This window comes from Pantoea sp. X-Soil-YNGN-785 (assembly GCF_059730585.1).
This window is the reverse complement of record NZ_AP035942.1, coordinates 2773761-2800114: the sequence shown is the minus strand read 5'-3', so window position 1 is coordinate 2800114 and position 26354 is coordinate 2773761. Positions and strand designations below refer to the sequence as shown.

The following is a 26354-nucleotide window of genomic DNA, read 5'->3' as shown; positions in this document are numbered from 1 at the left end:
GATGGTGGATCAAACTGCGGGTGACGGCATCGAGTGGGTCGATATCGTAAACGAAGAGAATGAAGTCGTTGCTCAGGCGACACGTGCGCAGATGCGTGCTCAGTGCCTGCGTCACCGCGCTACCTATATTGTGGTTCATGACGGTATGGGTAAGATTCTGGTACAGCGTCGCACCGAGATAAAAGATTTTATGCCGGGCAAACTGGACGCAACCGCGGGCGGCGTGGTGCAGAGCGGTGAAGATATGCTGGAATCTGCGCGACGTGAAGCAGAAGAGGAGTTAGGGATTGCCGCGGTGCCGTTTGCTGAACATGGCAAATTCTACTTCGAAGATCAGCACTGTCGTGTCTGGGGCGGTCTGTTCAGTTGTGTATCACACGGGCCATTCGCCATGCAGGAATCGGAAGTCGATGAGATTATCTGGATGACGCCCGATGAGATTACCTCACGTTGTGATGAGTTCACCGACGATTCGCTGAAAGCGCTCTCCCTGTGGATGAGCCGCAACGGCGATAACCGGGCCTGAAAACAGGCATTTTAATTCAGGTTATTCATCCGCATCAGACAGAGCCGCTTTGTTACCGGCGAAAAAAAGGCATGCTCTGGGGCATGCCTTTTTCGTTATGACCAGCCGCTTAGCCCTCAGCCTGCTGGGACTGAATCGCCGTCAGGGCGATGGTATAAACGATGTCATCCACCAGCGCACCGCGAGACAGGTCGTTGACCGGCTTACGCATACCCTGCAGCATCGGTCCGATGGAGATCAGATCGGCTGAACGCTGTACCGCTTTGTAGGTGGTGTTACCGGTGTTGAGATCCGGGAAGATAAACACAGTAGCGCGGCCGGCAACCTGAGAATTCGGCGCTTTGGATTTCGCCACATCTTCCATGATCGCGGCGTCATACTGCAGCGGACCATCGATCACCAGATCTGGCCGTTTCTCCTGCGCAATGCGCGTTGCTTCACGCACTTTCTCAACGTCGCTGCCCGCACCTGACGTGCCGGTAGAGTAGGAGATCATCGCAACGCGCGGATCGATACCAAAGGCGCTGGCAGAATCGGCTGACTGGATAGCGATCTCAGCCAGCTGCTCCGCGGTCGGATCCGGGTTAATTGCGCAGTCACCGTAAACCAGCACCTGCTCCGGCAGCAGCATAAAGAACACCGAGGAAACCAGTGAGCTGTTAGGCGCGGTTTTGATCAGCTGCAGCGGCGGACGAATGGTATTGGCCGTGGTGTGAACTGCACCTGACACCAGGCCATCCACTTCGCCGCTCTCCAGCATCATGGTGCCAAGTACCACATTATCTTCCAGCTGCTCCTGAGCAACCACTTCGGTCATGCCTTTGCTCTTACGCAACTCAACCAGACGCGGCACGTAGTTTTCGCGAACCTGTTCCGGGTCTACAATCTCAACGCCTTTGCCCAGTTCAACACCCTGAGCCGCAGCGACACGCTGAATCTCCTCCGGGTTGCCTAACAGTACGCAGGTCGCGATACCGCGCTCGGCACAGATAGCGGCCGCTTTAACCGTACGCGGCTCATCGCCCTCTGGCAGTACCACGCGTTTGCCCGCTTTACGTGCCAGCTCGGTAAGCTGATAGCGGAAGGCAGGTGGTGACAGGCGACGGCTGCGCTCAGATGTGGCGGTCAGTGACTCAATCCACTCTGCATTAATGTAGCTGGCGACATATTCCTGCACTTTCTCGATGCGCTGCGTGTCATCAGCAGGCACTTCAAGATTAAAGCTCTGCAGGCTCAGTGAGGTCTGCCAGGTATTGGTTTTCACCATAAACACCGGCAGGCCGGTCTGGAAGGCACGGTCGCAGAGACGGGCAATGCGATCGTCAATCTCGTAGTTACCGGTCAGCAGGATTGCGCCAATCTCAATGCCGTTCATCGCAGCCAGACAGGCGGCGACCAGCACATCCGGACGGTCAGCCGAAGTCACCAGCAGTGAGCCAGGACGGAAATGCTCCAGCATGTGCGGGATACTGCGGGCGCAGAAGGTAACGGATTTAACCCGGCGGGTCTGAATCTCACCTTCGTTAATGATGCGTGCATCCAGGTGGCGGCACATATCGATCGCGCGGGTGGCTATCAGATCAAAGCTCCACGGCACGCAGCCCAGCACGGGCAGCGGGCTGTCTGAGAACAGCTGCTTAGGATCAATGTTGGCGATGCTGGCTTTTGAGGAATCATCAAAGATTTCTGACAGGTCAGGGCGGGTACGTCCCTGATCGTCGACCGGCGCGTTGAGTTTGTTGATGATCACGCCAGTGATGTTTTTGTTCTTCTGACCGCCGAAGCTGCTTTGCGTCAGCTCAATGCGCTCTTTCAGCTGCGCCGGAGAGTCATTGCCCAGCGCCATCACGAAGACGATTTCCGCGTTCAGGGTTTTGGCGATTTCATAGTTCAGCGCGTTGGCAAACTGATGCTTACGGGTTGGCACCAGACCTTCAACCAGCACCACTTCCGCATCCTGGGTGTTGGCATGGTAACGGGAGATGATCTCTTCCATCAGTACATCCTGCTGGTTGGAACCCAGCAGTGACTCAACACGTGACATCTGCAGCGGTTCTGCGGCAGGAATCGAGGAGTTCTTACGGATGATGGTAGTGGTTTGATCCGGGGTATCGCCGCCAGCACGTGGCTGAGCAATCGGCTTAAAGACGCTAAGGCGAACACCTTTGCGTTCCATGGCGCGGATAACGCCAAGGCTGACGCTGGTCAGGCCGACGCTGGTGCCGGTCGGAATGAGCATAATTGTACGTGACACGTTTGAACCTCTCAGTAATGGCAGGGTGTCAGAAACAACTCCGTCAGCCTGAGCTGACGGAGAGAAGTGTTTTACGCAGTCAGACGCGCGGCGTCCTGGGCGATGACCAGCTCTTCGTTGGTCGGAATCACCAGCGCCGGGCGGGTGCCTTCTTTATTGATGTAGCCTGATTTGCCGAAACGGGCTGCCAGGTTGCGCTCGTGGTCGACGTCGAAGCCCAGCAGTGCCAGTTTTTTCAGTGAAAGTTCACGGACCATCGCGGCGTTTTCACCGATGCCGCCAGTGAACACGACGGCGTCAAGGCGGCCATCCATCAGCGCGGTGTAGCTGCCGATATATTTCGCCAGGCGATGACAGAAGACATCCATTGCGCGCTTCGCATCTTCTTTGGTGGTGTAGTTGTCTTCTACGTAGCGGCAGTCGCTGGTAACTTCGGTCAGCCCTAACAGGCCAGACTCTTTGGTCAGCAGTTTATTGATGGCGTCAACGCTCATACCCAGCGTATCGTGCAGGAAGAAGATGATGGCCGGATCGATGTCGCCACTGCGGGTTCCCATCACCAGACCTTCCAGCGGAGTCAGACCCATAGAGGTGTCTACGCACTCGCCGTTACGAATAGCAGAAACTGAACCACCATTACCGAGGTGACAGGTGATAATGTTCAGTGACTCAAGCGGCTTGTTAAGCATTTTAGCGGCTTCGTGAGTCACATAGAAATGGCTGGTGCCATGCGCGCCATAGCGACGAACGCCATGCTCTTTATATAATTTGTACGGCAGCGCATAGAGGTAAGACTCTTCCGGCATTGTCTGATGGAAAGCCGTGTCGAATACCGCGACATTCTTATCTGACAGGTGTGGGAAGTTTTTCATCGCTTCATCAATACCGATCAGATGAGCCGGGTTGTGCAGCGGTGCAAAAGAAGAGGCGTCCTTGATGCCCTGTACCACGTCTTCAGTAATGATGACTGACTGAGTCAGCTTCTCGCCGCCATGAACGATACGATGGCCGATTGCAGCAATTTGTGCCGAAAGCTCAGGTTTTTGTGCCAGAATGGTTTTAACAATGAAGTTCAGCGCTTCGCTATGCGCTGCGCCAGCACCCAGAGGCGCTTCCTGTTTTTCGCCTTCCAGCTTCCATTTGATGCGGGCCTCAGGAAGGTGGAAACATTCCGCAAGGCCTGACAGGAATTCTTCACCGCTGGCAGGGTTGAGAATGGCAAACTTCAGGGAAGAGCTGCCACAGTTCAGAACCAGAACTAACTTACTCGACATGGAAGTACCTATTTTTTGAGAGTGGCTAAATAAAACGCAATCAGACTAACAGCGTAGCCCATGAAAGCTGGTAGATTAATGACAAACATCATGCGGTAGACAGAAATCTGTATTTCCGCAAAAAATTTCAGCAATCTTACGCGAAAATTTGAAGATTGCCTTGTCGAAATATGGCTCAGGCCTCTTCCCAACGGCGCATCCCGCGTGCGGAAAGGTGTTAAAACGGCGTCAGAATAGCTGGAGTCATCTTTAAAGACAAAAATAATTGAAGGATGTTACGTAAAGTTGTGTGGTTATAACTATTTTTTAATCTTTGCAGTATTAGTTGAGGTGAGCCATGGCGAATGAATCTGGCAGTACCAGTTGGTTTCGGATGTTTCAGCGCGGCCAGCACTATATGAAGACCTGGCCTGCTGATAAGCGCCTGGCCCCGGTGTTCCCGGAAAACCGCGTTTCATCAGCAACGCGTTTCGCCATTCGCTTTATGCCACCACTGGCCATTTTTACCCTGACCTGGCAGATCGCGATGGGCGGTCAGTTGGGGCCTGCCGTGGCGACGGCGCTGTTTGCCTGCAGCCTGCCGATGCAGGGATTGTGGTGGCTGGGCAAGCGTTCAGTCACGCCGCTGCCGCCGACGCTGCTTAACTGGTTTCATGAAGTGCGTGCCCGGCTGGAAGAAGCGGGGCAGGCGATAGCGCCGGTTGAAGGCAAGCCGACCTATCAGGCGCTGGCCGATCTGCTTAAGCGGGCGTTTAAACAACTCGACCGCACCTTCCTGGACGATCTCTGACTCCTCCCGGGCTGGCGGTAAAATAATTACCGCTAACCTGCGGCCAAATCAAAGAAAGGCGATACGGTGATTTCCGTGTCGCTAACGCTGTGCAATCATTTCTCCATTGTCGATTAAGTGAGCGGTCTCTGACCGGGAGTGAATGATGGAAATGACCCATGCGCAGCGTCTGATTCTTACCAACCAGTACAAAATCATGGCCATGCTTGAGCCGGAAAATGCAGAACGTTTTCGCCGTTACCAGACCATTATCGAACGCGGTTATGCGCTGCAGATGCGCGAGCTGGATAAAGAGTTTGGCGAACTGAGTGAAGCGATCTGCCGGACCGTGATCGATATAATGGAAATGCATCATGCGCTCCACGTCTCCTGGTCGAACCTGAAGGATAAAGGTCAGCTGGAAGAGCGCCGTCTCGCCTTTCTGGGCTTTGATGCAGCAACGGAAGCACGCCTGCTGGGTTACGTCCGTTTTATGGTCAATACAGAAGGGCGTTATACCCACTTTGATTCCGGTACCCACGGTTTTAACGCGCAGACCCCGATGTGGGAAAAGTATCAACGCATGTTAGCTTTGTGGCAGACTTGTCCGCGCCAGTACCATTTAAGTGCAAACGAAATTGCGCAAGTGATTAATGCCTGATGAGGAGGAGCGCGTGACCTACAGAGGTTTTCTATTTGATTTAGACGGCACGCTGGTGGACTCACTGCCAGCGGTTGAACGAGCCTGGAGCCAGTGGGGTGCCCGTCATGGTATCGACGCTGATGAGATCCTGGATTTCATCCATGGCAAACAGGCGATTACTTCTCTGCGTCATTTCATGGCAGGCCAGTCGGAAGAGGCTATTCAGGCGGAGTTTGTCGCGCTGGAGCAGGCTGAAGCGGCAGACACCGACGGTGTGCAGGCGCTGCCAGGCGCCCATGCGCTGCTGAACCGGCTGAACGAGCTGCAGATTCCCTGGGCGATCGTCACTTCAGGCTCGGTGCCGGTCGCTCATGCCCGGCACAAAGCCGCAGGATTACCGAAGCCCGCCGTCTTCATTACCGCTGAGCAGGTCGCTAAAGGCAAACCTGAGCCCGATCCTTACCTGCTTGGTGCAGAGAAGCTGGGATTAGCGGCGACGTCATGCGTGGTAGCAGAAGATGCACCCGCCGGTATTCTGTCCGGCCTGAACGCCGGCTGTGCGGTGATTGCTATTAATCCCCCAGCGGAAACGCCACGACTGGATGAGGTGGCGCTTAAGCTCGACTCACTGGCGTCTCTGATTATCACCCGCGAGTCTGATGGCAGCTTTACCTTCAGCCAGCAGGCTTAAAGATCCGCCCGGCGGCCATGCCGTCGGGTTTACAGTGGCGTATCCTGCGAAATTTCATCCAGCGACAGGCTGAAGCTTGGAATAAACACCTCAACGAAGTAATCCATCTCTGGCGAACGCCGCTGTGCCAGGGTCTTTTCCAGCCGCGCTTTGGCCAGCAGAAATTCGTTATTGCCGGCAGACAGCTCCTCAAGACATTTTACATAGGCACAGAGCGCATCTGCCTGTTTCACCACGGCCTGCTCCTCTTCGCTATGCAGATGCTCGTCGATCAGCGGGCGATAGATCGCCTGAAACTCTTCCGGCAGCATCTCAATCAGTTTCTGCTGGGCAATCTTCTCGATTTTCTTATATTCGTGGGCAATCTGTGCGTTGTAATACTTAACCGGAGTGGGTAAATCGCCGGTGAGCACTTCGCTGGCGTCATGATAAAGCGCCAGCATGGCGATGCGGTCGGCGTTAAGCGAACCACTGAATTTAAGGTTTTTGATGACGGCCAGCGCGTGCGCCACCATGGCGACCTGCAGACTGTGTTCAGAAACATTCTCGGTACGCACATTGCGCATCAGTGGCCAGCGGTTGATCAGCTTAAGACGGGAGAGGTGAGCAAAGAAGTGGCTTTGTGTCATGAGCGTTCCTGTTAGCAGGCAGGGGAGAGACAGGCTCTCCCCAAATAGCGTCAGTATACGCGGGCGTGATTACTGGCGATAGCCTTGCAGGAAGCGACCAAATTTATTAATCGCCATCTCCAGATCATCCACACGAGGCAGCGTAACAATGCGCAGGTGATCGGGCCATGGCCAGTTGAACGCGCTACCCTGTACCAGCAGCACCTTTTCCTGAAGCAGAAAATCCAGCACCATTTTTTGATCGTCAAAAATATTGAATTTTTTGGCGTCAATTTTCGGGAACATGTAGAGCGCGCCCTGCGGCTTCACACAGCTGACGCCGGGAATATCGTTGATCAATTCCCAGGCACGCTGGCGCTGCTCATAAAGACGACCACCAGGCATGATAAATTCGCTGATGCTTTGGTAGCCGCCCAGCGCCGTCTGAATGGCATGCTGGGCCGGTACGTTGGCACACAGGCGCATAGACGCGAGCATCTCCAGCCCTTCAATGTAGCCTTTCGCATGTTTCTTTGGCCCGTTCAGTACCATCCAGCCCTGACGGAAACCGGCTACACGATAGGTTTTAGAAAGGCCATTGAAGGTCACGGTCAGCAGATCAGGGGCCAGGGCTGCGATGCAGTGGTGCTGTGCCTCGTCGTAAAGGATCTTATCGTAGATCTCATCGGCAAAAATAATCAGGTTATGCTGACGCGCAATCTCAACCACCTCTAACAGCAGCTCTTTGCTGTAGACCGCGCCGGTCGGGTTATTCGGGTTGATAATCACGATACCGCGGGTACGCGGGGTGATCTTGCTGCGGATATCATCCAGGTCAGGGAACCAGCCTGCTGACTCATCACACAGATAGTGCACCGCTTTTCCGCTGGAAAGGGAAACCGCAGCCGTCCACAACGGATAGTCAGGCGCTGGCACCAGCATTTCGTCGCCGCTGTTCAGTAACGCCTGCATCGCCTGCACGATGAGCTCTGAAACGCCGTTGCCAATGTAGATATCTTCTACCGTGACATCACGCATGTCGCGCGCCTGATAGTGCTGCATGATCGCTTTTCGGGCGGAATAGAGACCCTTGGAGTCGCAATAGCCCTGAGCACTGGGAAGATTACGAATCACATCGACCAGAATCTCATCCGGTGCTTCGAAACCAAACGGCGCCGGATTGCCGATGTTCAGCTTAAGAACTTTATTGCCTTCTTCTTCGAGGCGCTTCGCCTCTTTCAGGACCGGGCCACGGATGTCATAACAGACGTTATCGAGTTTTCCGGATTTATCTATTTGAAAAGTCATTGTTACCGCCTTAACGGGCAGAATCCTTTTTGGCTGCCACTGAAATCGAACCAGCACAATGTACTCTCCTGTCGGTCACAAATGAAGGGTGCCGCCCCGTTTTGGCGGGTTCAACAACTATTTAGACGGTGAGTAGCGTAAAAAATATTTACTAAGGCGTGAGGTGGTTGATAAAACCAAAAATGATGCATATAGAAATATTTTAAACTATCTAAAGCGGGGCTGAGACAACATATGGCTTGGGTATTGTGAAATGAAATCTGAACGTTATGGAAAGGACGCTTTTCTTTGCACCTGAAATATACACTCAGGTAAATAGTTAAAGGATATTTTATAAACGTTCACTTTGTGGACAATTTTATGACGCGTGCAACGACTACGCCTTAACACTGCTTAAGAGTGGCCTGTTTAAGGCCTTGTGATCGCCGGAAAAGTACCAAATGAAGAGGTGTTTCTGGCACGCTTTTATCAGGATTGTGAGCAGTACTTAACACTTCTTCACTAAATTTCGGAACGCTGAAGGCTTAAAAAGTGATCAATAATGTGGCATAAGGGTCCGGAAATGCCTTTAGCACAAAATTTACAGCGCTTTTCACAAAATCATTTCCATTTTGAAGTCAAAAATGATTAAGTATAATTTATTATTTAATGCACATAGCCGCTTCGTCTTGCTGGCCTGAAAAGTGCGATTTTTATCCCGCCCGATAATTTCTGGTGGGAATAAGACAACTACGCAGCTTCCTGCATTTGCGCACCCCAGCGCCATCGGTTCAGAAGTTGTATCTGTCTTGAGAGCACCGTGACCCTTTCAGTTGAGTCAGTAGTGCCGGTTCCAGATGAATTTTTTTTGTGTCAGTCTTCACACAGGACTGTCATTAAGCACCATTACTGCTTATCACTTTGATAAGCTTGTAATAACACCAGGGTAGTAGTTCGTAAAAATCTTATAAGTGAAGAAAAAACATGACTAATGCAAATCGTCCGATACTCAATCTCGACCTCGATCTGCTGAGAACTTTCGTTGCCGTTGCGGATTTGAATACCTTTGCAGCGGCCGCTGCAGCGGTCTGCAGAACCCAGTCAGCAGTCAGTCAGCAGATGCAGCGTCTGGAACAATTGGTAGGTAAAGAGCTGTTTGCCAGACATGGACGTAATAAGCTGTTAACAGAGCACGGGATCCAGCTTTTAGGCTATGCCAGAAAAATCCTTCGTTTCAACGACGAAGCCTGCACTTCGCTGATGTACAGTAATATTCAGGGCGTGCTGACCATTGGTGCCTCTGATGACACCTCTGACACTATTCTGCCTTTCCTGTTAAACCGGGTAACCTCGGTTTATCCGAAACTGGCAATCGATGTTCGGGTTAAACGTAATCCGTTTATGATGGAAATGCTCAATCAGGGTGAAGTGGACCTGGTTGTGACGACCTCAAGCCCGGGTAACTTTACCTATCAGGTACTGCGTACTTCACCTACCTTGTGGTACTGCGCAGCGGATTATATCTTCCAGCGCGGCGAAGCTATTCCATTGGTGCTGCTGGATGAGCCAAGTCCTTACCGCGATATGGCGATTGATCATCTCAATGAAGCTGGCATACCGTGGCGTATCTCATACGTCGCTTCCACACTGGCTGCAGTACGCGCCGCGGTGAAAGCGGGACTGGGCGTGACAGCGCGTCCGGTAGAGATGATGAGCCCGGAACTGCGTGTTATGGGTGCGGCGGAAGGGCTGCCGGTATTGCCGGATACGCAATATCTGCTGTGCCGCAATCCTGACAGCGATAATGAGCTGGCACTGGCTATCTTTAACGCCATGCAGTCCACCAACGACCCGTATAACCTGAGCAATAATCCAGACGGTACGCTGTTGCTGGATGACGAAGAGTAATTTCGCTAACGTGTTGTACTCAACACAGGCATAGTTGCCTTAACAAACGCTTATTAATAGGCCTCTCATTCCCTGAACAGAACGAGAGGCTTTTTTGTGTCTGCGCCTCGCCCGACTCTCCTCACCAGCTCTTCTCCCTGACGTTACCCTCCTGAATAATTTCATCCTGCAATGAACTGAAACGTAAAGACCGAAAAAACGAACCATTTGTTCTGGATCGCTGTTTCAAGTGGATAAAATTAGCGCATAAAGGACAGAAGTGTGTTCTGGATCAAGAAAATACCCCTGAGAAGGGGAAGGAAAACAGGATGATACCTGTCAAAATATGTTTGTTAAATGCACGATCCATGCATGTGAATACCCGCTACACTAAAATTAACCCTACAGACTGAAGCGATTTAGCTGGAAAGCGGGGCATCATTTGTTAATAATATGATGCAGGTGTGAAATAATGTTTGGATACTTTTGTCAAAGTTGACAAAAGGTTATAGAAAGGAGTAAAAAACCCCATAAAATGGCTGCTTATTACCTGATAACAGCAACATTTAAAAGGTTTTTACCCTTCCCTTGAATCGATGTGGTCAGTTTGCTGCGGGAAACGCGTGCAGGATGCCAGCGCCACTTTTGATGAGTAAGCAATGAGTATGTCAACTACCACCGAAATCATCGCTCAGCACTGGGCGTTTATCGTATTTATCGTTATTGCCTTTGGCCTGTGTGCTTTCATGCTGACCGGAGGATGGCTGCTTGGCGGCAGAGCGCGCGCCCGCTACAAAGATACGCCATTCGAATCGGGCATCGAATCCGTTGGTGATACCCATATCCGCCTGTCGGCGAAATTTTATCTGGTTGCGATGTTTTTCGTCATTTTCGACGTCGAAGCCCTCTTTTTATACGCATGGGCGACTTCAATCCGCGAAAGCGGTTGGATCGGCTTTGTGGAAGCCGCAATTTTCATTTTGGTGCTCCTGGCGGGGCTGGTCTATCTGGTACGCATTGGCGCACTGGACTGGGCGCCAGCTCGTCGTCGCGTGGTGGTGAAAACCACTACGGTCAGCCACACCAATCCTCATAAGCAGTAAAAGAGAGGCAATAAGATGGACTATACGCTCACCCGCATAGACCCGAACGGTGGTGAGAACGACCGTTATCCTCTGCAAAAGCAGGAAATCGTCAGCGATCCGCTGGAGCAGCACGTTCATCGCAGCGTTTATATGGGCAAACTCGAAAATGCCCTGCATGACATGGTGAACTGGGGACGTAAAAACTCCCTCTGGCCCTACAACTTCGGCTTGTCCTGTTGTTACGTAGAGATGACAACGTCGTTCACCGCGGTTCACGACGTGGCGCGTTTTGGTGCGGAAGTTATGCGCGCCTCGCCACGTCAGGCGGATTTCATGGTTATTGCCGGTACGCCGTTTACTAAAATGGCCCCGGTCATTCAGCGTTTGTACGATCAGATGCTGGAGCCAAAGTGGGTGATTTCTATGGGTGCCTGCGCCAACTCGGGCGGCATGTATGACATCTATTCGGTGGTGCAGGGCGTCGATAAATTCCTGCCGGTCGATGTTTACATTCCTGGCTGCCCGCCACGTCCTGAAGCCTACATGCAGGCACTGCTGCTGTTGCAGGAGTCGATCGGCAAAGAGCGCCGTCCGCTTTCGTGGGTTGTCGGCGACCAGGGCGTTTACCGCGCCAACATGCCTTCAGAGCGTGAAAGAAAACGCTCAGAGCGCATCGCAGTCACAAACCTGCGCAGCCCGGACGAAGTTTAAAACCGTATGGATGGAAAACCGCGCCTGCAGCAGAACATCACAATTTAATGCATGGCCCCATCCTGACGCCTTCATTTGAGTGCCTGAGACCAGGCCGGAATGGTGAGTAACGTATGACAGATTTGACCACGCAAGATCTCGCTCAGCCTCTATGGCAAACCCGTGATCACCTTGATGACCCGGTGATCGGCGAGTTGCGTAACCGTTTTGGGCCGGATGCCTTCACTGTACAGCCAACCCGCACCGGCATTCCGGTGGTCTGGGTTAAGCGTGAACAGATACTGGAAATTACCGAGTTCCTGCGTAAATTACCCAAGCCTTACGTCATGCTGTATGACCTGCATGGCGTGGATGAGCGTTTGCGTACCCACCGTGCAGGCCTGCCTGCGGCGGATTTTTCCGTTTTCTACCACCTGCTGTCGATTGAGCGTAACCGCGACATCATGCTTAAGGTGGCACTCTCTGAAAACGACATGCATCTGCCGACCATCACCCGTCTTTTCCCGAATGCCAACTGGTATGAGCGTGAAACCTGGGAGATGTTTGGTATTACCTTTGATGGCCACCCGCACCTGACCCGCATCATGATGCCGTCGACCTGGGAAGGCCATCCGCTGCGTAAGGATTACCCGGCGCGCGCCACCGAATTCGATCCTTTCACGCTGACTAAGCAGAAAGAAGATTTAGAGATGGAGGCGCTGACCTTTAAGCCCGAAGACTGGGGCATGAAGCGCAGTACTACCAACGAAGACTTCATGTTCCTCAACCTCGGGCCTAACCACCCGTCGGCGCACGGTGCATTCCGCATCATTCTGCAGCTGGATGGTGAAGAGATTGTCGACTGCGTGCCTGACATCGGTTATCACCATCGTGGTGCCGAAAAGATGGGTGAACGTCAGTCGTGGCACAGCTACATTCCTTACACAGACCGTATCGAATACCTCGGCGGTTGCGTAAACGAAATGCCGTACGTGCTGGCAGTGGAAAAACTGGCCGGTATCGTGGTGCCCGATCGCGTTAACGTGATCCGTGTCATGCTCTCTGAGCTGTTCCGCATCAACAGCCATCTGCTCTATATCTCCACCTTTATTCAGGACGTCGGTGCCATGACACCGGTGTTCTTTGCCTTTACCGATCGCCAGAAAATCTATGACGTAGTTGAAGCCATTACCGGTTTCCGTATGCATCCGGCCTGGTTCCGCATCGGTGGCGTCGCACACGACCTGCCGCGTGGCTGGGAACGTCTGCTGCGTGACTTCCTGGACTGGATGCCGAAGCGTCTGAAGGAATATGACAAAGCTGCACTGCGTAACACCGTGCTGATTGGTCGTTCTAAAGGCGTGGCTGCGTACAACATGGAAGAGGCGCTGGCGTGGGGCACGACCGGTGCCGGTCTGCGTGCAACGGGTCTCGACTTTGACGTGCGTAAATGGCGTCCCTATTCAGGCTACGAAAACTTCGATTTCGAAATCCCGGTCGGCGACGGCGTCAGCGATGCGTATAGCCGCGTTCAGCTGAAGATGGAAGAGATGTGGCAGTCGCTGCGTATTCTTGAGCAGTGTCTCAATAATATGCCAGAGGGGCCGTTTAAAGCGGATCACCCGCTGACCACGCCGCCGCCGAAAGAGCGCACGCTGCAGCACATTGAAACGCTGATTACCCACTTCCTGCAGGTGTCCTGGGGACCGGTGATGCCAGCCAATGAATCGTTCCAGATGATTGAAGCGACGAAAGGGATCAACAGCTACTACCTGACCAGCGATGGCAGCACCATGAGCTACCGCACCCGCGTGCGTACGCCGAGCTTCCCGCATCTGCAGCAGATTCCTTCCGTAATCCGTGGCAGCCTGGTATCCGACCTGATCGTATATCTGGGTAGTATCGATTTTGTTATGTCAGACGTGGACCGCTAATTATGCACGATCAACACATTGCCATTAAAACGATCGACCCTAACGAGGTCTTCGTGCTGAGCGCGGAAGAGCATCACGCTATTGAGCACGAAAAACACCACTACGAAGATGCGCGTGCAGCCTCAATTGAAGCGCTGAAGATCGTGCAGAAACAGCGTGGCTGGGTGCCGGACGGCGCGATCAACGCGATCGCGGATGTGCTGGGTATCCCGGCAAGCGACGTTGAAGGTGTGGCGACGTTTTACAGCCAGATCTTCCGTCAGCCGGTTGGCCGTCATGTGATCCGTTACTGTGACAGCGTGGTCTGTCACATCACCGGTTATCAGGGCATCCAGTCCGCACTGGAGCAGCAGCTCAATATCAAACCGGGTCAGACCACGGCTGATGGCCGCTTTACGCTGCTGCCAACCTGCTGTCTGGGCAACTGCGACAAGGGCCCAACGATGATGGTGGATGAGGATACGCATGTGCATCTGACGCCGGAAGGCATTCCTTCTTTGCTGGAGCAGTATCAATGACAATTAAACAGATCATTCGTACTGCTGAAACCCATCCGCTGACCTGGCGGATGCGTGACGACAAGCAACCTGTCTGGCTTGATGAATACCGCAGCAAAAACGGCTATGCCGGTGCGGAAAAAGCGCTGAAAAGCATGTCACAGGATGAAATCGTCGCGGCAGTGAAAGATTCCGGCCTGAAAGGGCGTGGCGGTGCAGGCTTCTCTACCGGTCTGAAGTGGAGCCTGATGCCGAAAGATGAGTCGATGAACATCCGTTACCTGCTGTGTAACGCCGATGAGATGGAACCTGGCACCTATAAAGACCGCCTGCTGATGGAGCAGATGCCTCATCAGCTGGTGGAAGGGATGCTGATCAGTGCCTTTGCACTGAAGGCTTACCGTGGCTATATCTTCTTACGTGGCGAATACATTGAAGCCGCGGTGCATCTGCGCCGTGCGATTGCTGAAGCGACGGAAGCGGGTTATCTCGGCAAAAATATTCTTGGCACCGGCTTCGATTTTGAGCTGATCGTCCACACCGGCGCAGGGCGTTATATCTGCGGCGAAGAGACGGCACTGATTAACTCACTGGAAGGCCGTCGTGCTAACCCGCGTTCCAAGCCGCCATTCCCGGCAAGTGCGGGCGCGTGGGGCAAACCGACCTGCGTGAACAACGTGGAAACCCTCTCCAACGTCCCGGCGATTCTGGCCAATGGCGTGGAGTGGTACAAAAACATCTCTAAAAGCGAAGATGCCGGTACCAAAATGATGGGCTTCTCAGGACGGGTGAAAAATCCTGGCGTCTGGGAGCTGCCATTCGGTATCACCGCGCGTGAAATCCTGGAAGATTATGCGGGCGGCATGCGTGACGGACTGAAGTTCAAAGCCTGGCAGCCGGGTGGGGCAGGGACCGACTTCCTGACCGACCAGCACCTGGATCTGCCGATGGAGTTTGCCAGCATCGGCAAAGCAGGCAGCCGTCTCGGCACCGCGCTGGCGATGGCGGTCGATCACGAAATCAATATGGTCTCGCTGGTGCGCAACCTGGAAGAGTTCTTTGCCCGTGAGTCGTGTGGCTGGTGTACGCCGTGTCGTGATGGCCTGCCGTGGAGCGTGAAAATTCTGCGTGCGCTGGAGCAGAAGCAGGGTCAGCCAGGGGACATCGAAACCTTACTGCAACTTTGCCGTCAGCTTGGCCCGGGTAAAACCTTCTGTGCGCATGCGCCGGGTGCGGTTGAGCCGCTGCAGAGTGCGATCAAATATTTCCGTGAAGAGTTTGAAGCTGGCATGGCACCGCAGGTGTTTGGCAATACCCGCGCCATTGGCGGGATCCAGCCAAACCTGCTGAAAGCGCGCTGGTAATTCGCCGCAGCACACGGAACAGGCCTGGTGCCGCCGCCCGGACAATGTCGTGCGTCGGGGCAAGAATATGATTAACGCTCGTCTCTGACGAGCCTTACGGAAGCATGTCACTATGGCTACAATTCATGTAGACGGTAAAGAGTATGATGTGAACGGAGCGGACAACCTGCTACAGGCATGTCTCTCTCTGGGCCTTGATATTCCTTACTTTTGCTGGCATCCGGCGCTGGGAAGCGTTGGGGCCTGCCGCCAGTGTGCGGTAAAGCAATTCCAGAATGCCGAAGATACCCGCGGCCGTCTTGTCATGTCCTGCATGACGCCGGCCTCTGACGGCACATTCATCTCCATCGATGATGGCGAAGCGAAAGAGTTCCGCGAAAGCGTGGTGGAGTGGCTGATGACCAACCACCCGCACGACTGCCCGGTGTGTGAAGAGGGCGGTAACTGTCACCTGCAGGATATGACAGTCATGACCGGCCACAGTTTCCGCCGCTATCGCTTCACTAAGCGTACCCACCGTAATCAGGATCTCGGCCCGTTCATCTCCCACGAGATGAACCGCTGTATCGCCTGTTACCGCTGCGTGCGTTACTACAAAGATTATGCCGATGGCAAAGATCTGGGTGTCTACGGCGCGCACGACAACGTCTACTTTGGTCGCCCGGAAGATGGCACGCTGGAGAGCGAATTTTCCGGCAACCTGGTTGAAATCTGCCCGACCGGCGTCTTCACCGACAAAACCCACTCCGAACGCTATAACCGTAAATGGGATATGCAGTTTGCGCCGAGCATCTGCCAGCAGTGCAGCGTTGGCTGTAACACCAGCCCGGGTGAACGTTATGGTGAGTTACGCCGTATCGAAAACCGTTATAACGGCACTGTAAACCACTATTTCCTGTGTGACCGTGGCCGCTTTGGCTATGGCTACGTGAACCGTAAAGATCGCCCACGTCAGCCGATGCTGCTGCGCGGCAACGACTGGGTCACACTGAACGCAGAGCAGGCGGTTAACGCTGGTGCAGATTTGCTGCGTCAGGCGAAGAAAGTGATTGGTATCGGCTCGCCGCGCGCCAGCATTGAAAGTAACTTCGCCCTGCGTGAACTGGTGGGTGCAGAGAACTTCTCAACCGGCATGGCAGCGGGCGAACAGGCTCGTCTTGAACTGATGCTCAACGTCCTGCGCGAGGGCGGTATCTATACGCCATCGCTACGTGAAATTGAAAGCTACGACGCGGTGCTGGTGCTGGGTGAAGACCTGACACAGGTGGGCGCACGCGTGGCGCTCTCTGTGCGTCAGGCAGTGAAAGGCAAAGCGCGTGATATGGCCGCTGCGCAGAAAGTCGCAGACTGGCAGATCGCCGCCATCATGAACATCGGTCAGAACGCCAAACATCCGCTGTTTGTTACCCACGTTGATGAAACCCGTCTGGATGATATCGCGGCATGGAGCTATCGTGCGCCGGTTGAAGATCAGGCGCGCCTCGGCTTCGCTATCGCCAGTGCACTGGATGAGTCTGCACCTGCGGTCACCGATTTCGACAGCAAACTCAGCGGGAAAATGGATGTTGTCGTGCAGGCGCTGGCCGGCGCGAAAAAGCCCTTAATTATCTCCGGTACCCACTCAGGCAGCAGCGCAGTGATTGAAGCCGCGGCTAACGTGGCGAAAGCCCTGAAGGCACGCGGTGCAGATGTCGGCATTACTCTGCTGGCAGGTCACGCGAACAGCATCGGCCTGGGCATGATTGGCGGCAATCCGCTGGAGCAGGCGCTGGAGCAGCTGAGCAACGGTGAAGCCGATGCGCTGGTGGTGCTGGAAAATGACCTTTATCGCCATGCGCCGAAAGCACTGGTAGATGCGGCACTGGCTCAGACCACTAACGTGATTGTGGTTGATCATCAGCGTACTGCAACGCTCGAGAAAGCGGGTCTGGTGTTATCTACCGCCAGCTTTGCTGAAAGTGATGGCACCTCGATTAACCATGAAGGCCGCGCTCAGCGCTTCTTCCAGGTTTACGACCCTGCCTATTACGACAACAACATTGTGATGCTGGAAAGCTGGCGCTGGCTGCACTCGCTGCACAGCACGCTGGAAAGCCGTCATGTGGACTGGACGCAGCTCGATCATGTGATCGATGCGGTAGTCACCCGTCTGCCACAGCTCGCGGGTATTAAAGAAGCCGCACCTGACGCCAGCTTCCGCATCCGTGGTCAGAAACTGTCACGCTCTCCGAACCGTGCCAGTGGACGTACTGCCGCGCGCGCGAATATCAGCGTTCATGAACCGCGTCAGCCGCAGGACCAGGACACGATGTTCGCCTTCTCAATGGAAGGTAACAACCAGCCCTCTGCACCACGCTCACAGATTCCGTTTGCCTGGGCACCAGGCTGGAACTCACCGCAGGCGTGGAACAAGTTCCAGGCGGAAGTGGGCGGCAAACTGCGTCATGGCGATCCGGGCGTGCGCCTGTTTGAAGCCAGCGCAGGTGAGTTACCGTGGTTCACTAGCGTGCCAAAAGCCTTTATCAGTGATGCGCAGTGGCGTGTGGCACCTTTATATCGGCTGTTCGGCAGCGAAGAGATGTCACAGCGTTCACCGGTCTTCCAGCAGCGTATGGCTGAGCCTGCGCTGGTGATTAACCCGGAGGATGCGGCAAAACTGGGCGTCAACAATGGCGCGGCGGTGGAGTTCAGCTGTGCCGGTGAGACAGTGCGTCTGCCGGTCCGTTTCTCGGCGTCACTGCAGGCGGGACAGATTGGTCTGCCGCTGGGTATGCCGGGCGTTCCGCCATTCCTGGCGAACGGTAAAATCGACACTCTGCAGGAGGCGGCGCAATGAGCTGGTTAACACCGGACGTTATCGACATTCTGCTGGCCATTGTTAAAGCCATCGTGATTCTGCTGGTGGTGGTGGCCTGCGGCGCGTTCATGAGCTTCGCCGAGCGTCGTCTGCTCGGCCTGTTCCAGAACCGTTATGGGCCAAACCGCGTAGGCTGGGGCGGCTCGCTGCAGCTGGTGGCGGACATGATCAAAATGTTCTTCAAAGAGGACTGGGTCCCGCCGTTTACCGACCGCTTTATCTTTACCCTTGCACCGGTTATCGCCTTTGTTTCACTGCTGCTGGCTTTTGCTATCGTGCCGGTTTCGCCCACCTGGATGGTAACAGACCTGAATATCGGTCTGCTGTTCTTCCTGATGATGGCGGGCCTTGCGGTCTACGCGGTGCTGTTTGCTGGCTGGTCGAGTAACAACAAATACTCGCTGCTGGGTGCGATGCGCGCCTCGGCGCAGACCCTGAGCTACGAAGTGTTCCTGGGTCTGTCGCTGATGGGTGTGGTAGCACAGGCGGGCTCGTTCAATATGAACGATATCGTCAACAGCCAGACGCATCTGTGGAACATCATTCCGCAGTTCTTCGGTTTCGTGACCTTCTGTATTGCGGGCGTGGCGGTGTGTCACCGTCATCCGTTTGACCAGCCAGAAGCGGAGCAGGAACTGGCGGACGGCTACCACATTGAATATGCCGGTATGAAGTTCGGCCTGTTCTTTGTCGGCGAATATGTGGCGATTACCACCGTTTCAGCGCTGATCGTAACGCTGTTCTTTGGTGGCTGGCACGGACCTTTCCTGCCGCCGTTCATCTGGTTCGCCCTGAAAACGGCGTTCTTTATGATGATGTTCATCCTGATCCGTGCTGCGCTTCCGCGTCCACGCTACGACCAGGTGCTGTCATTCGGCTGGAAAGTGTGTCTGCCGTTGACGCTGTTGAACCTGCTGGCGACTGCCGCAGTGATTCTCTACACAGCGCCGTAAGGGGTTAACAAATGACTTTGAAAGATATTGTCGTAGGTTTCGGCACGACAGTTCGCAGTATCTGGCTGATTGGGCTGCATGCCTTCGCCAAACGTGAAACGCAGATGTACCCGGAAGAGCCGGTTTATCTGCCACCGCGCTATCGTGGCCGTATCGTGTTAACCCGCGATCCGGACGGCCAGGAGCGTTGCGTTGCCTGTAACCTGTGTGCGGTTGCCTGTCCGGTTGGCTGTATTTCACTGCAGAAAGCTGAAACCAAAGATGGCCGCTGGTACCCGGAGTTCTTCCGCATCAACTTCTCACGCTGCATCTTCTGTGGCATGTGTGAGGAAGCCTGTCCGACCACGGCGATTCAGCTGACCCCGGATTTCGAACTGGGTGAGTTTAAGCGTCAGGATCTGGTGTATGAGAAGGACGATCTGCTGATTTCGGGGCCGGGTAAATATCCGGAGTACAACTTCTACCGCATGGCAGGTATGGCGATTGACGGTAAAGATAAGGGCGAAGCGGAAAACGAAGCGAAGCCTATCGACGTCAAAGGCTTATTACCTTAAGGAGCAAGGCATGGAATTTGCGTTTTATCTTTGCGGACTGGTGGCGGTGCTGACGACGTTGCGCGTCATTACCCACACTAATCCGGTACATGCGTTGCTGTACCTGATCGTTTCGCTGTTGTCGATTGCGGGCGTCTTCTTCTCGATGGGGGCCTATTTTGCCGGTGCCCTCGAGATCATCGTCTACGCCGGGGCCATCATGGTGCTGTTCGTCTTCGTGGTCATGATGCTGAACCTGGGCAAACAGACCGAGAAGCAGGAGCGTGAGTGGCTCAGTCCGTCGCTATGGATTGGACCGGGCATCGTTTCATTACTGCTGCTGGTGGTAATGATCTACGCCATCCTGACAGCCAATGACCAGGGCATTGATGGCACCATCATCGACGCCAAAGCGGTCGGCATCAGCCTGTTTGGTCCTTACGTGCTGGCGGTTGAACTGGCTTCGATGCTGCTGCTGGCGGGTCTGGTCGTGGCGTTCCATATCGGTCGTGAAGAGCGTCAGGGCGAAGTCCTGAGTAACCGTAATGCTGACGCCGCTCAGGTGAAAAAGGAGAACGCATGATCCCGTTACAACATGGATTGATTCTTGCTGCCGTGCTGTTTGTCCTTGGACTGACGTCGCTGGTGATACGCCGCAATCTGCTGTTTATGCTGATCGGCCTTGAAATCATGATCAACGCCGCCGCTTTAGCTCTGGTGGTTGCCGGGAGCTACTGGGGTCAGGCCGATGGACAGGTGATGTATATCCTGGCTATCAGCCTGGCGGCAGCGGAAGCCAGTATTGGTCTGGCACTGCTGCTTCAGCTCTATCGTCGTCGTCAGACGCTGAACATTGATACTGTGAGCGAGATGCGCGGATGAATCTTCTCTATTTAACTGTCTTGTTTCCGCTGATCGGCTTTCTGCTGTTAGCGTTTTCCCGCGGTCGCTGGTCAGAGAACCTGTCGGCCACGGTGGGTATGGGATCGGTGGGTCTGGCAGCACTGACTACGGCAATGATCGGTTTCGACTTCTTCGCCAATGGCCAGCAAGCTTACACCCAGGCACTCTGGACGTGGATGCATGTCGGCAATTTCGACATGAAGGTGAATCTGACGCTGGACGGCCTGTCGCTGACCATGCTGTCGGTCGTAACCGGTGTCGGCTTCTTCATTCATATGTTCGCCTCCTGGTACATGCGTGGAGAGGAGGGCTACTCCCGCTTCTTCGCCTACACCAACCTGTTTATCGCCAGCATGGTGGTTCTGGTGCTGGCCGATAACCTGATGCTGATGTATCTGGGCTGGGAAGGGGTAGGGCTCTGCTCTTATCTGCTGATCGGTTTCTACTACAGCAATCCGGAAAACGGCAAAGCGGCGATGAAAGCGTTCATCATTACCCGCGTGGGCGACGTCTTTCTGGCATTCGGTCTGTTCATTCTCTACAACGAGCTGGGCACGCTGAACTTCCGCGAGATGATGGAACTGGCTCCGGCGCACTTTGCTGCAGACAACCATATGCTGCAGTGGGCGACGCTGATGCTGCTGGGTGGCGCGGTCGGTAAATCGGCACAGCTGCCATTGCAGACCTGGCTGGCCGATGCGATGGCGGGTCCGACACCGGTTTCGGCGCTGATTCACGCCGCGACCATGGTGACGGCGGGTGTTTACCTGATTGCCCGCAGCCACGGTCTCTTCCTGCTGACGCCGGAAGTGCTGCATCTGGTCGGCATCATCGGGGCGATTACCCTGGTGCTGGCGGGCTTTGCCGCGCTGGTGCAGACCGACATCAAACGCGTTCTCGCTTACTCTACCATGAGCCAGATTGGCTACATGTTCCTGGCGCTGGGCGTTCAGGCGTGGGATGCGGCGATTTTCCATCTGATGACGCACGCCTTCTTTAAAGCATTACTGTTCCTCTCCTCGGGTTCAGTGATTCTGGCCTGCCATCACGAGCAGAACATCTTCAAAATGGGTGGCTTGCGTAAGAGCATTCCGCTGGTCTACACCTGCTTCCTGGTCGGTGGCGCGGCGCTGGCGGCACTGCCGCTGATTACGGCGGGCTTCTACAGTAAAGATGAAATTCTGTTTGGTGCGCTGGCTAACGGCCACATTAATCTGATGGTAGCGGGTCTGGTCGGGGCGTTCCTGACCTCCATCTATACCTTCCGCATGATCTTCATCGTGTTCCATGGCGAAGAGAAAATTCATGCACACGCCGGTAAAGGCATTACCCATCATCTGCCGCTGATTGTGCTGCTGCTGCTCTCCACCTTTATTGGTGCGCTGATTACGCCACCGCTGGCGGGTGTACTGCCAGCCAATGAGTTCGGTGAAGCGGGCAAAGTGGGACTGGAAATCACCTCGGGCGTGGTCGCGATCGTTGGCATTCTGATCGCAGCCGCACTGTGGCTGGGCAAACGTGAGCTGGTAACCCGTATCGCAAAAAGTGCACCGGGCCGCTTCTTCGGCACCTGGTGGTTTGCGGCATGGGGCTTCGACTGGCTCTACGATAAAGTGTTCGTCAAACCTTACCTGGGTATTGCGTGGCTGCTGAAGCGCGACCCACTGAATGGTCTGATGAACCTGCCTGCGCTGCTGTCACGCATTGCCAATAAAGGTCTGGTGGTCAGTGAAAATGGCTACCTGCGCTGGTACGTGGCGTCAATGAGTGTGGGTGCCGTGCTGGTGCTGGCTCTGCTGCTGGTGATTTAAAGATTGATGAGCGGGGCAGGTTAGTTAACCTGCCCATTGAGAATGTCAAAAATTGTCCTGAGCAAGGGCGTTATCGTCGCAGCCAGTTTGGTTACCGCCAGCGCGCAGCAACCGGAGCATACCGAGGTATGTGAGGATTGCGAGCACTGCCGGGAAGCAAAATGGCAAGTAAGATAGCCCGAACTAAGACAAAGAAAAGGGAAGTGTGCCGTGTTATTACCTTGGCTAATTATCATACCCTTCGTCGGCGGTCTGATCTGCTGGCTTACTGAGCGCCTTGGCGCGAAGGTGCCACGCTGGATTGCGCTGATCACCATGGGGCTGACGTTGGCGCTTTCACTGCAACTCTGGTTGCAGGGAGGCTATTCACTGACGCAGGCAGCGGGCATTCCGCAGTGGCAGTCAAGTTTCTCCGTTCCGTGGATCCCACGCTTCGGCATTAGCTTCCATTTAGCCATCGATGGCCTTTCGCTGCTGATGGTGGTGCTGACCGGCCTGCTCGGTCTGATGGCGGTGCTCTGTTCATGGAATGAGATCTCAAAGTATCAGGGCTTCTTCCATCTGAATCTGATGTGGATCCTGGGCGGCGTAATCGGTGTGTTCCTCTCCATCGACCTGTTCCTGTTCTTCTTCTTCTGGGAAATGATGCTGGTGCCGATGTACTTCCTCATCGCGCTCTGGGGTCATAAAGCATCGGACGGTAAAACCCGTATTTCCGCTGCGACCAAATTCTTCATCTATACCCAGGCTTCGGGTCTGGTGATGCTGATTGCGATTCTGGGCCTGGTGTTTGTCCACTACAACGCGACCGGCGTCTGGACATTCAACTACGAACAGCTGCTGCAGACGCCAATGTCGAGCGGTGTTGAATATCTGCTGATGCTGGGCTTCTTTATCGCCTTTGCGGTCAAGATGCCGGTTGTGCCATTGCACGGCTGGCTGCCGGATGCGCACAGTCAGGCACCCACAGCCGGTTCTGTTGACCTGGCGGGTATCCTGCTGAAAACCGCGGCTTACGGCTTACTGCGTTTCAGCCTGCCGCTGTTCCCGAACGCGTCAGCCGAGTTTGCGCCAATCGCCATGTGGTTAGGCATCATCGGTATCTTCTACGGTGCGTGGATGGCCTTCTCGCAGACCGATATCAAACGTCTGATTGCCTATACCTCGATTTCGCACATGGGCTTTGTGCTGATTGCCATCTACACCGGCAGCCAGCTGGCGCTGCAGGGTGCGGTGATTCAGATGATTGCACACGGTCTGTCCGCTGCGGCACTCTTCATTCTGTGTGGTCAGCTGTATGAGCGTCTGCATACCCGTGATATGCGTCAGATGGGTGGCCTGTGGTCGCGCATCAAATGGATTCCGGGTCTGTCGCTGTTCTTTGCAGTCGCCAACCTCGGTATGCCGGGCACCGGTAACTTTGTCGGCGAATTTATGATTCTGACCGGCAGCTTCCATGTGGTGCCGATGATTATCATCATCGCGACCTTTGGTCTGGTGTTCGCTTCGATTTACTCGCTGGTGATGATGCAGCGTGCTTACTACGGCGAAGCGAAATCGAAAGATCCGCTGCCAGGCATGTCACCGCGTGAGTTTATGACCATCGGTGTTCTGGTGGTGCTGCTGGTGCTGCTGGGCGTCTATCCACAGCCGATTCTGGATACTTCGCACGCTGCCATGAGCAATATTCAGCAGTGGTTTACCGCTTCAATTTCAACTACAAGGCCGTAATTCGCCATGACAATAACTCCTCACCAATTGATTGCGTTGCTACCGCTGTTAATCGTCGGATTGACGGTGGTGGTTGTGATGCTGTCCATTGCCTGGCGACGCAACCACTTCGTTAACGCCACGCTAACGGTAGTTGGCCTGAACCTGGCGCTGCTCTCGCTCTACTTTGTCGGTCAGGTCGGGGCAATGGATGTCACGCCGCTGCTGCGCGTCGATGGCTATTCGATGTTTTACACCGCGCTGGTGATGCTGGCGAGCCTGGCGACCTGTACCTTTGCCTATCCATGGCTGGCGGGTTACCCGGACAACAAAGATGAGTTCTACCTGCTGGTGCTGATTGCGGCGCTGGGTGGCATCGTGCTGGCCAGTGCTAACCATCTGGCTTCGCTGTTCATCGGCATTGAGCTGTTATCGCTGCCTCTGTTTGGTCTGATTGGTTACGCTTTCCGCCAGAAACGCTCGCTGGAAGCGGCGCTGAAATACACCATCCTCTCAGCGGCAGCCTCCTCATTCCTGCTGTTTGGTATTGCGCTGATCTACGCCGACTCCGGTAATCTGAGCTTCGTGGCGCTGGGTCAGAGCCTGACGGACAGCATGATTCACGAGCCACTGCTGCTGGTGGGTCTGGGCATGATGATCATCGGTCTTGGCTTCAAGCTCTCACTGGTTCCGTTCCACCTCTGGACGCCCGATGTTTATCAGGGGGCGCCTGCACCGGTTTCAACCTTCCTGGCCACCGCCAGCAAGATTGCCATCTTCGGTGTCATCATGCGTCTGTTCATGTATGCGCCGGTGACTGACAGCGAAGCGGTGCGAACGGTACTGGCCATGATCGCGTTTGTGTCGATTCTGTTCGGTAACCTGATGGCGATTTCGCAGAGCAACATCAAGCGTCTGCTGGGTTACTCCTCTATCGCCCATCTCGGTTATCTGCTGGTCGCGCTGATTGCGGTGAAAGATCATCAGCTGTCGCTGGAAACCTCGGGTGTTTACCTGGCGGGTTATCTGTTCAGCAGCCTGGGTGCCTTTGGTGTGGTGAGCCTGATGTCCAGCCCGTATCGTGGCCCGGATGCCGACTCACTCTACTCTTATCGTGGCCTGTTCTGGCATCGTCCTGTCCTGTCAGCGGTGATGACAGTGATGATGCTGTCGCTGGCAGGTATCCCGATGACGCTGGGCTTTATCGGTAAATTCTACGTTATCGCGTCAGGTGTCAGTGCTCACCTGTGGTGGCTGACCGGTGCCGTGGTCGCGGGCAGCGCGATTGGCCTCTATTACTATCTGCGCGTGACGGTCAGTCTCTACCTCAGCCCGCCGGAACTGCACACCCGTGACACCCCGGCTAACTGGGCATTTACCGCCGGTGGTGTGGTCGTGCTGATCTCCGCCATTCTGGTGCTGCTGTTAGGGGTTTACCCGCAGCCGCTGATCAGACTGGTGCAGATGGCTCAGCCGCTGATGTAAGCAGGTATCTGCAACTGATGAATCAGGCCTCCGGGCCTGATTTTTTTTGCCTTTAAGACGAGGTAACCCTGCCGATGCTGGATGGCGGCACCGTTCTGATGTAGCGTGTTGTGATTAGCAAGGAGAGACCATGAACATTGACTGGCAGGATAAACACCATAGCGAACTCACCGCCCGGGAACTTTATGACTTACTGGCATTGCGCAGTGCCGTGTTCGTCGTGGAACAGCAGTGCGCGTATCAGGATGTGGATGGCAAAGATTTGCAGGCAGGAAACCGGCATCTGCTGGGGATAGCGGATGGCCAGTTGGTGGCCTATGCGCGACTTCTCTCGCCGGAAGATAAGACCAGCCCGGTAAAAATCGGACGGGTGATTGTGTCCGATCGGGTGCGTGGTGCGCGGCTGGGCAGCCGTCTGATGGAGAAGGCGATCAGCCGTTGTCAGCTGCACTGGCCGGGTCACGATCTGTTTCTCTCCGCTCAGGCACATCTGGAAAATTTTTACGGGCAGTATGGCTTTGTGGCGGCAGGGGAGAGCTACCTGGAAGATGGCATTCCGCATATTGATATGGTGAAAACTGCGCTATAAAAAA

Annotated in this window: 23 protein-coding genes; 19 read left to right on the top strand and 4 right to left on the bottom strand. The window is 54.6% G+C overall.

What is annotated here, in order from left to right; genetic code table 11:
• Position 1: 1 nt before the first annotated feature.
• Positions 2-526: an NUDIX hydrolase YfcD gene (gene yfcD / locus AC6I8E_RS12885; protein WP_497824069.1), complete on the top strand. Its 525-nt coding sequence runs from the start codon at positions 2-4 to the stop codon at positions 524-526.
• A 109-nt stretch (positions 527-635) separates the two neighbouring features.
• Here yfcD and pta read toward each other — a convergent pair whose 3' ends face one another.
• Both pta and ackA read right to left on the bottom strand, forming a co-directional pair.
• Positions 636-2765, bottom strand: a complete 2130-nt coding sequence (gene pta / locus AC6I8E_RS12880; protein WP_033733375.1) for a phosphate acetyltransferase — start codon at positions 2763-2765, stop codon at positions 636-638.
• An 86-nt stretch (positions 2766-2851) separates the two neighbouring features.
• Positions 2852-4054 (bottom strand): acetate kinase, encoded by a 1203-nt coding sequence (ackA, locus tag AC6I8E_RS12875; protein WP_033733374.1) that lies wholly within the window; start codon positions 4052-4054, stop codon positions 2852-2854.
• 337 nt (positions 4055-4391) lie between these two features.
• On the opposite strand from ackA, the gene yfbV reads away from it, so the two are divergent.
• The 3 genes from yfbV (at position 4392) to AC6I8E_RS12860 (ending at position 6157) form a co-directional block, all read left to right on the top strand.
• Positions 4392-4844, top strand: coding sequence for a terminus macrodomain insulation protein YfbV (gene yfbV, locus AC6I8E_RS12870; RefSeq protein ID WP_013358580.1), 453 nt, complete (start codon positions 4392-4394; stop codon positions 4842-4844).
• A 145-nt stretch (positions 4845-4989) separates the two neighbouring features.
• Positions 4990-5484, top strand: a complete 495-nt coding sequence (locus tag AC6I8E_RS12865) for a YfbU family protein (RefSeq protein ID WP_033783734.1) — start codon at positions 4990-4992, stop codon at positions 5482-5484.
• Positions 5485-5497: 13 nt separating this feature from the next.
• The gene (locus AC6I8E_RS12860) at positions 5498-6157 is read left to right on the top strand and encodes a sugar phosphatase (protein WP_095707703.1); all 660 of its coding nucleotides are present in this window, start codon (positions 5498-5500) and stop codon (positions 6155-6157) included.
• A gap of 29 nt (positions 6158-6186) precedes the next feature.
• Here AC6I8E_RS12860 and yfbR read toward each other — a convergent pair whose 3' ends face one another.
• Together yfbR and AC6I8E_RS12850 are read right to left on the bottom strand one after the other, a co-directional pair.
• On the bottom strand, positions 6187-6786 hold the full coding sequence (gene yfbR, locus AC6I8E_RS12855; RefSeq protein WP_013358577.1) for a 5'-deoxynucleotidase: 600 nt from the start codon (positions 6784-6786) through the stop codon (positions 6187-6189).
• 69 nt (positions 6787-6855) lie between these two features.
• Positions 6856-8073 (bottom strand): pyridoxal phosphate-dependent aminotransferase, encoded by a 1218-nt coding sequence (locus AC6I8E_RS12850; RefSeq protein ID WP_033733369.1) that lies wholly within the window; start codon positions 8071-8073, stop codon positions 6856-6858.
• A gap of 963 nt (positions 8074-9036) precedes the next feature.
• Here AC6I8E_RS12850 and lrhA point away from each other — a divergent pair.
• The 15 genes from lrhA (at position 9037) to AC6I8E_RS12775 (ending at position 26350) form a co-directional block, all read left to right on the top strand.
• Positions 9037-9960 carry a transcriptional regulator LrhA gene (gene lrhA, locus AC6I8E_RS12845; RefSeq protein WP_013358575.1) on the top strand — a complete coding sequence of 308 codons (924 nt, stop codon included), beginning with the start codon at positions 9037-9039 and terminating at the stop codon, positions 9958-9960.
• A 638-nt stretch (positions 9961-10598) separates the two neighbouring features.
• Positions 10599-11042 (top strand): NADH-quinone oxidoreductase subunit A, encoded by a 444-nt coding sequence (locus tag AC6I8E_RS12840; RefSeq protein ID WP_010258058.1) that lies wholly within the window; start codon positions 10599-10601, stop codon positions 11040-11042.
• A 15-nt stretch (positions 11043-11057) separates the two neighbouring features.
• Positions 11058-11735: a NuoB/complex I 20 kDa subunit family protein gene (locus AC6I8E_RS12835; RefSeq protein WP_013358574.1), complete on the top strand. Its 678-nt coding sequence runs from the start codon at positions 11058-11060 to the stop codon at positions 11733-11735.
• A gap of 113 nt (positions 11736-11848) precedes the next feature.
• The gene (nuoC, locus tag AC6I8E_RS12830) at positions 11849-13648 is read left to right on the top strand and encodes an NADH-quinone oxidoreductase subunit C/D (RefSeq protein ID WP_013358573.1); all 1800 of its coding nucleotides are present in this window, start codon (positions 11849-11851) and stop codon (positions 13646-13648) included.
• A 2-nt stretch (positions 13649-13650) separates the two neighbouring features.
• Complete coding sequence (gene nuoE / locus AC6I8E_RS12825) at positions 13651-14166, top strand: NADH-quinone oxidoreductase subunit NuoE (RefSeq protein WP_003854243.1); 516 nt, start codon at positions 13651-13653, stop codon at positions 14164-14166.
• A gap of 2 nt (positions 14167-14168) precedes the next feature.
• Positions 14169-15509, top strand: coding sequence for an NADH-quinone oxidoreductase subunit NuoF (gene nuoF, locus AC6I8E_RS12820; RefSeq protein ID WP_175501446.1), 1341 nt, complete (start codon positions 14169-14171; stop codon positions 15507-15509).
• A gap of 112 nt (positions 15510-15621) precedes the next feature.
• Positions 15622-18345 carry an NADH-quinone oxidoreductase subunit NuoG gene (nuoG, locus tag AC6I8E_RS12815; RefSeq protein WP_497824068.1) on the top strand — a complete coding sequence of 908 codons (2724 nt, stop codon included), beginning with the start codon at positions 15622-15624 and terminating at the stop codon, positions 18343-18345.
• Positions 18342-19319 carry an NADH-quinone oxidoreductase subunit NuoH gene (nuoH, locus tag AC6I8E_RS12810; RefSeq protein WP_003854240.1) on the top strand — a complete coding sequence of 326 codons (978 nt, stop codon included), beginning with the start codon at positions 18342-18344 and terminating at the stop codon, positions 19317-19319. The genes nuoG and nuoH overlap by 4 nt, the downstream gene beginning before the upstream one ends.
• A gap of 11 nt (positions 19320-19330) precedes the next feature.
• A complete protein-coding gene (gene nuoI / locus AC6I8E_RS12805; protein ID WP_003854239.1) occupies positions 19331-19873 on the top strand; it encodes an NADH-quinone oxidoreductase subunit NuoI in 543 nt (180 codons plus the stop codon).
• Between the two features lie 10 nt (positions 19874-19883).
• Complete coding sequence (nuoJ, locus tag AC6I8E_RS12800) at positions 19884-20435, top strand: NADH-quinone oxidoreductase subunit J (protein ID WP_003854237.1); 552 nt, start codon at positions 19884-19886, stop codon at positions 20433-20435.
• Positions 20432-20734, top strand: a complete 303-nt coding sequence (gene nuoK, locus AC6I8E_RS12795; RefSeq protein WP_003854236.1) for an NADH-quinone oxidoreductase subunit NuoK — start codon at positions 20432-20434, stop codon at positions 20732-20734. Before nuoJ ends, nuoK begins: the two co-directional genes overlap by 4 nt.
• Positions 20731-22566: an NADH-quinone oxidoreductase subunit L gene (gene nuoL / locus AC6I8E_RS12790; RefSeq protein ID WP_497824067.1), complete on the top strand. Its 1836-nt coding sequence runs from the start codon at positions 20731-20733 to the stop codon at positions 22564-22566. Before nuoK ends, nuoL begins: the two co-directional genes overlap by 4 nt.
• A 210-nt stretch (positions 22567-22776) precedes the next feature.
• A complete protein-coding gene (gene nuoM / locus AC6I8E_RS12785; RefSeq protein WP_497824066.1) occupies positions 22777-24297 on the top strand; it encodes an NADH-quinone oxidoreductase subunit M in 1521 nt (506 codons plus the stop codon).
• 6 nt (positions 24298-24303) lie between these two features.
• Positions 24304-25761 carry an NADH-quinone oxidoreductase subunit NuoN gene (gene nuoN / locus AC6I8E_RS12780; RefSeq protein WP_013358569.1) on the top strand — a complete coding sequence of 486 codons (1458 nt, stop codon included), beginning with the start codon at positions 24304-24306 and terminating at the stop codon, positions 25759-25761.
• Between the two features lie 130 nt (positions 25762-25891).
• Positions 25892-26350 (top strand): GNAT family N-acetyltransferase, encoded by a 459-nt coding sequence (locus AC6I8E_RS12775; protein ID WP_013358568.1) that lies wholly within the window; start codon positions 25892-25894, stop codon positions 26348-26350.
• Positions 26351-26354: the final 4 nt, after the last annotated feature.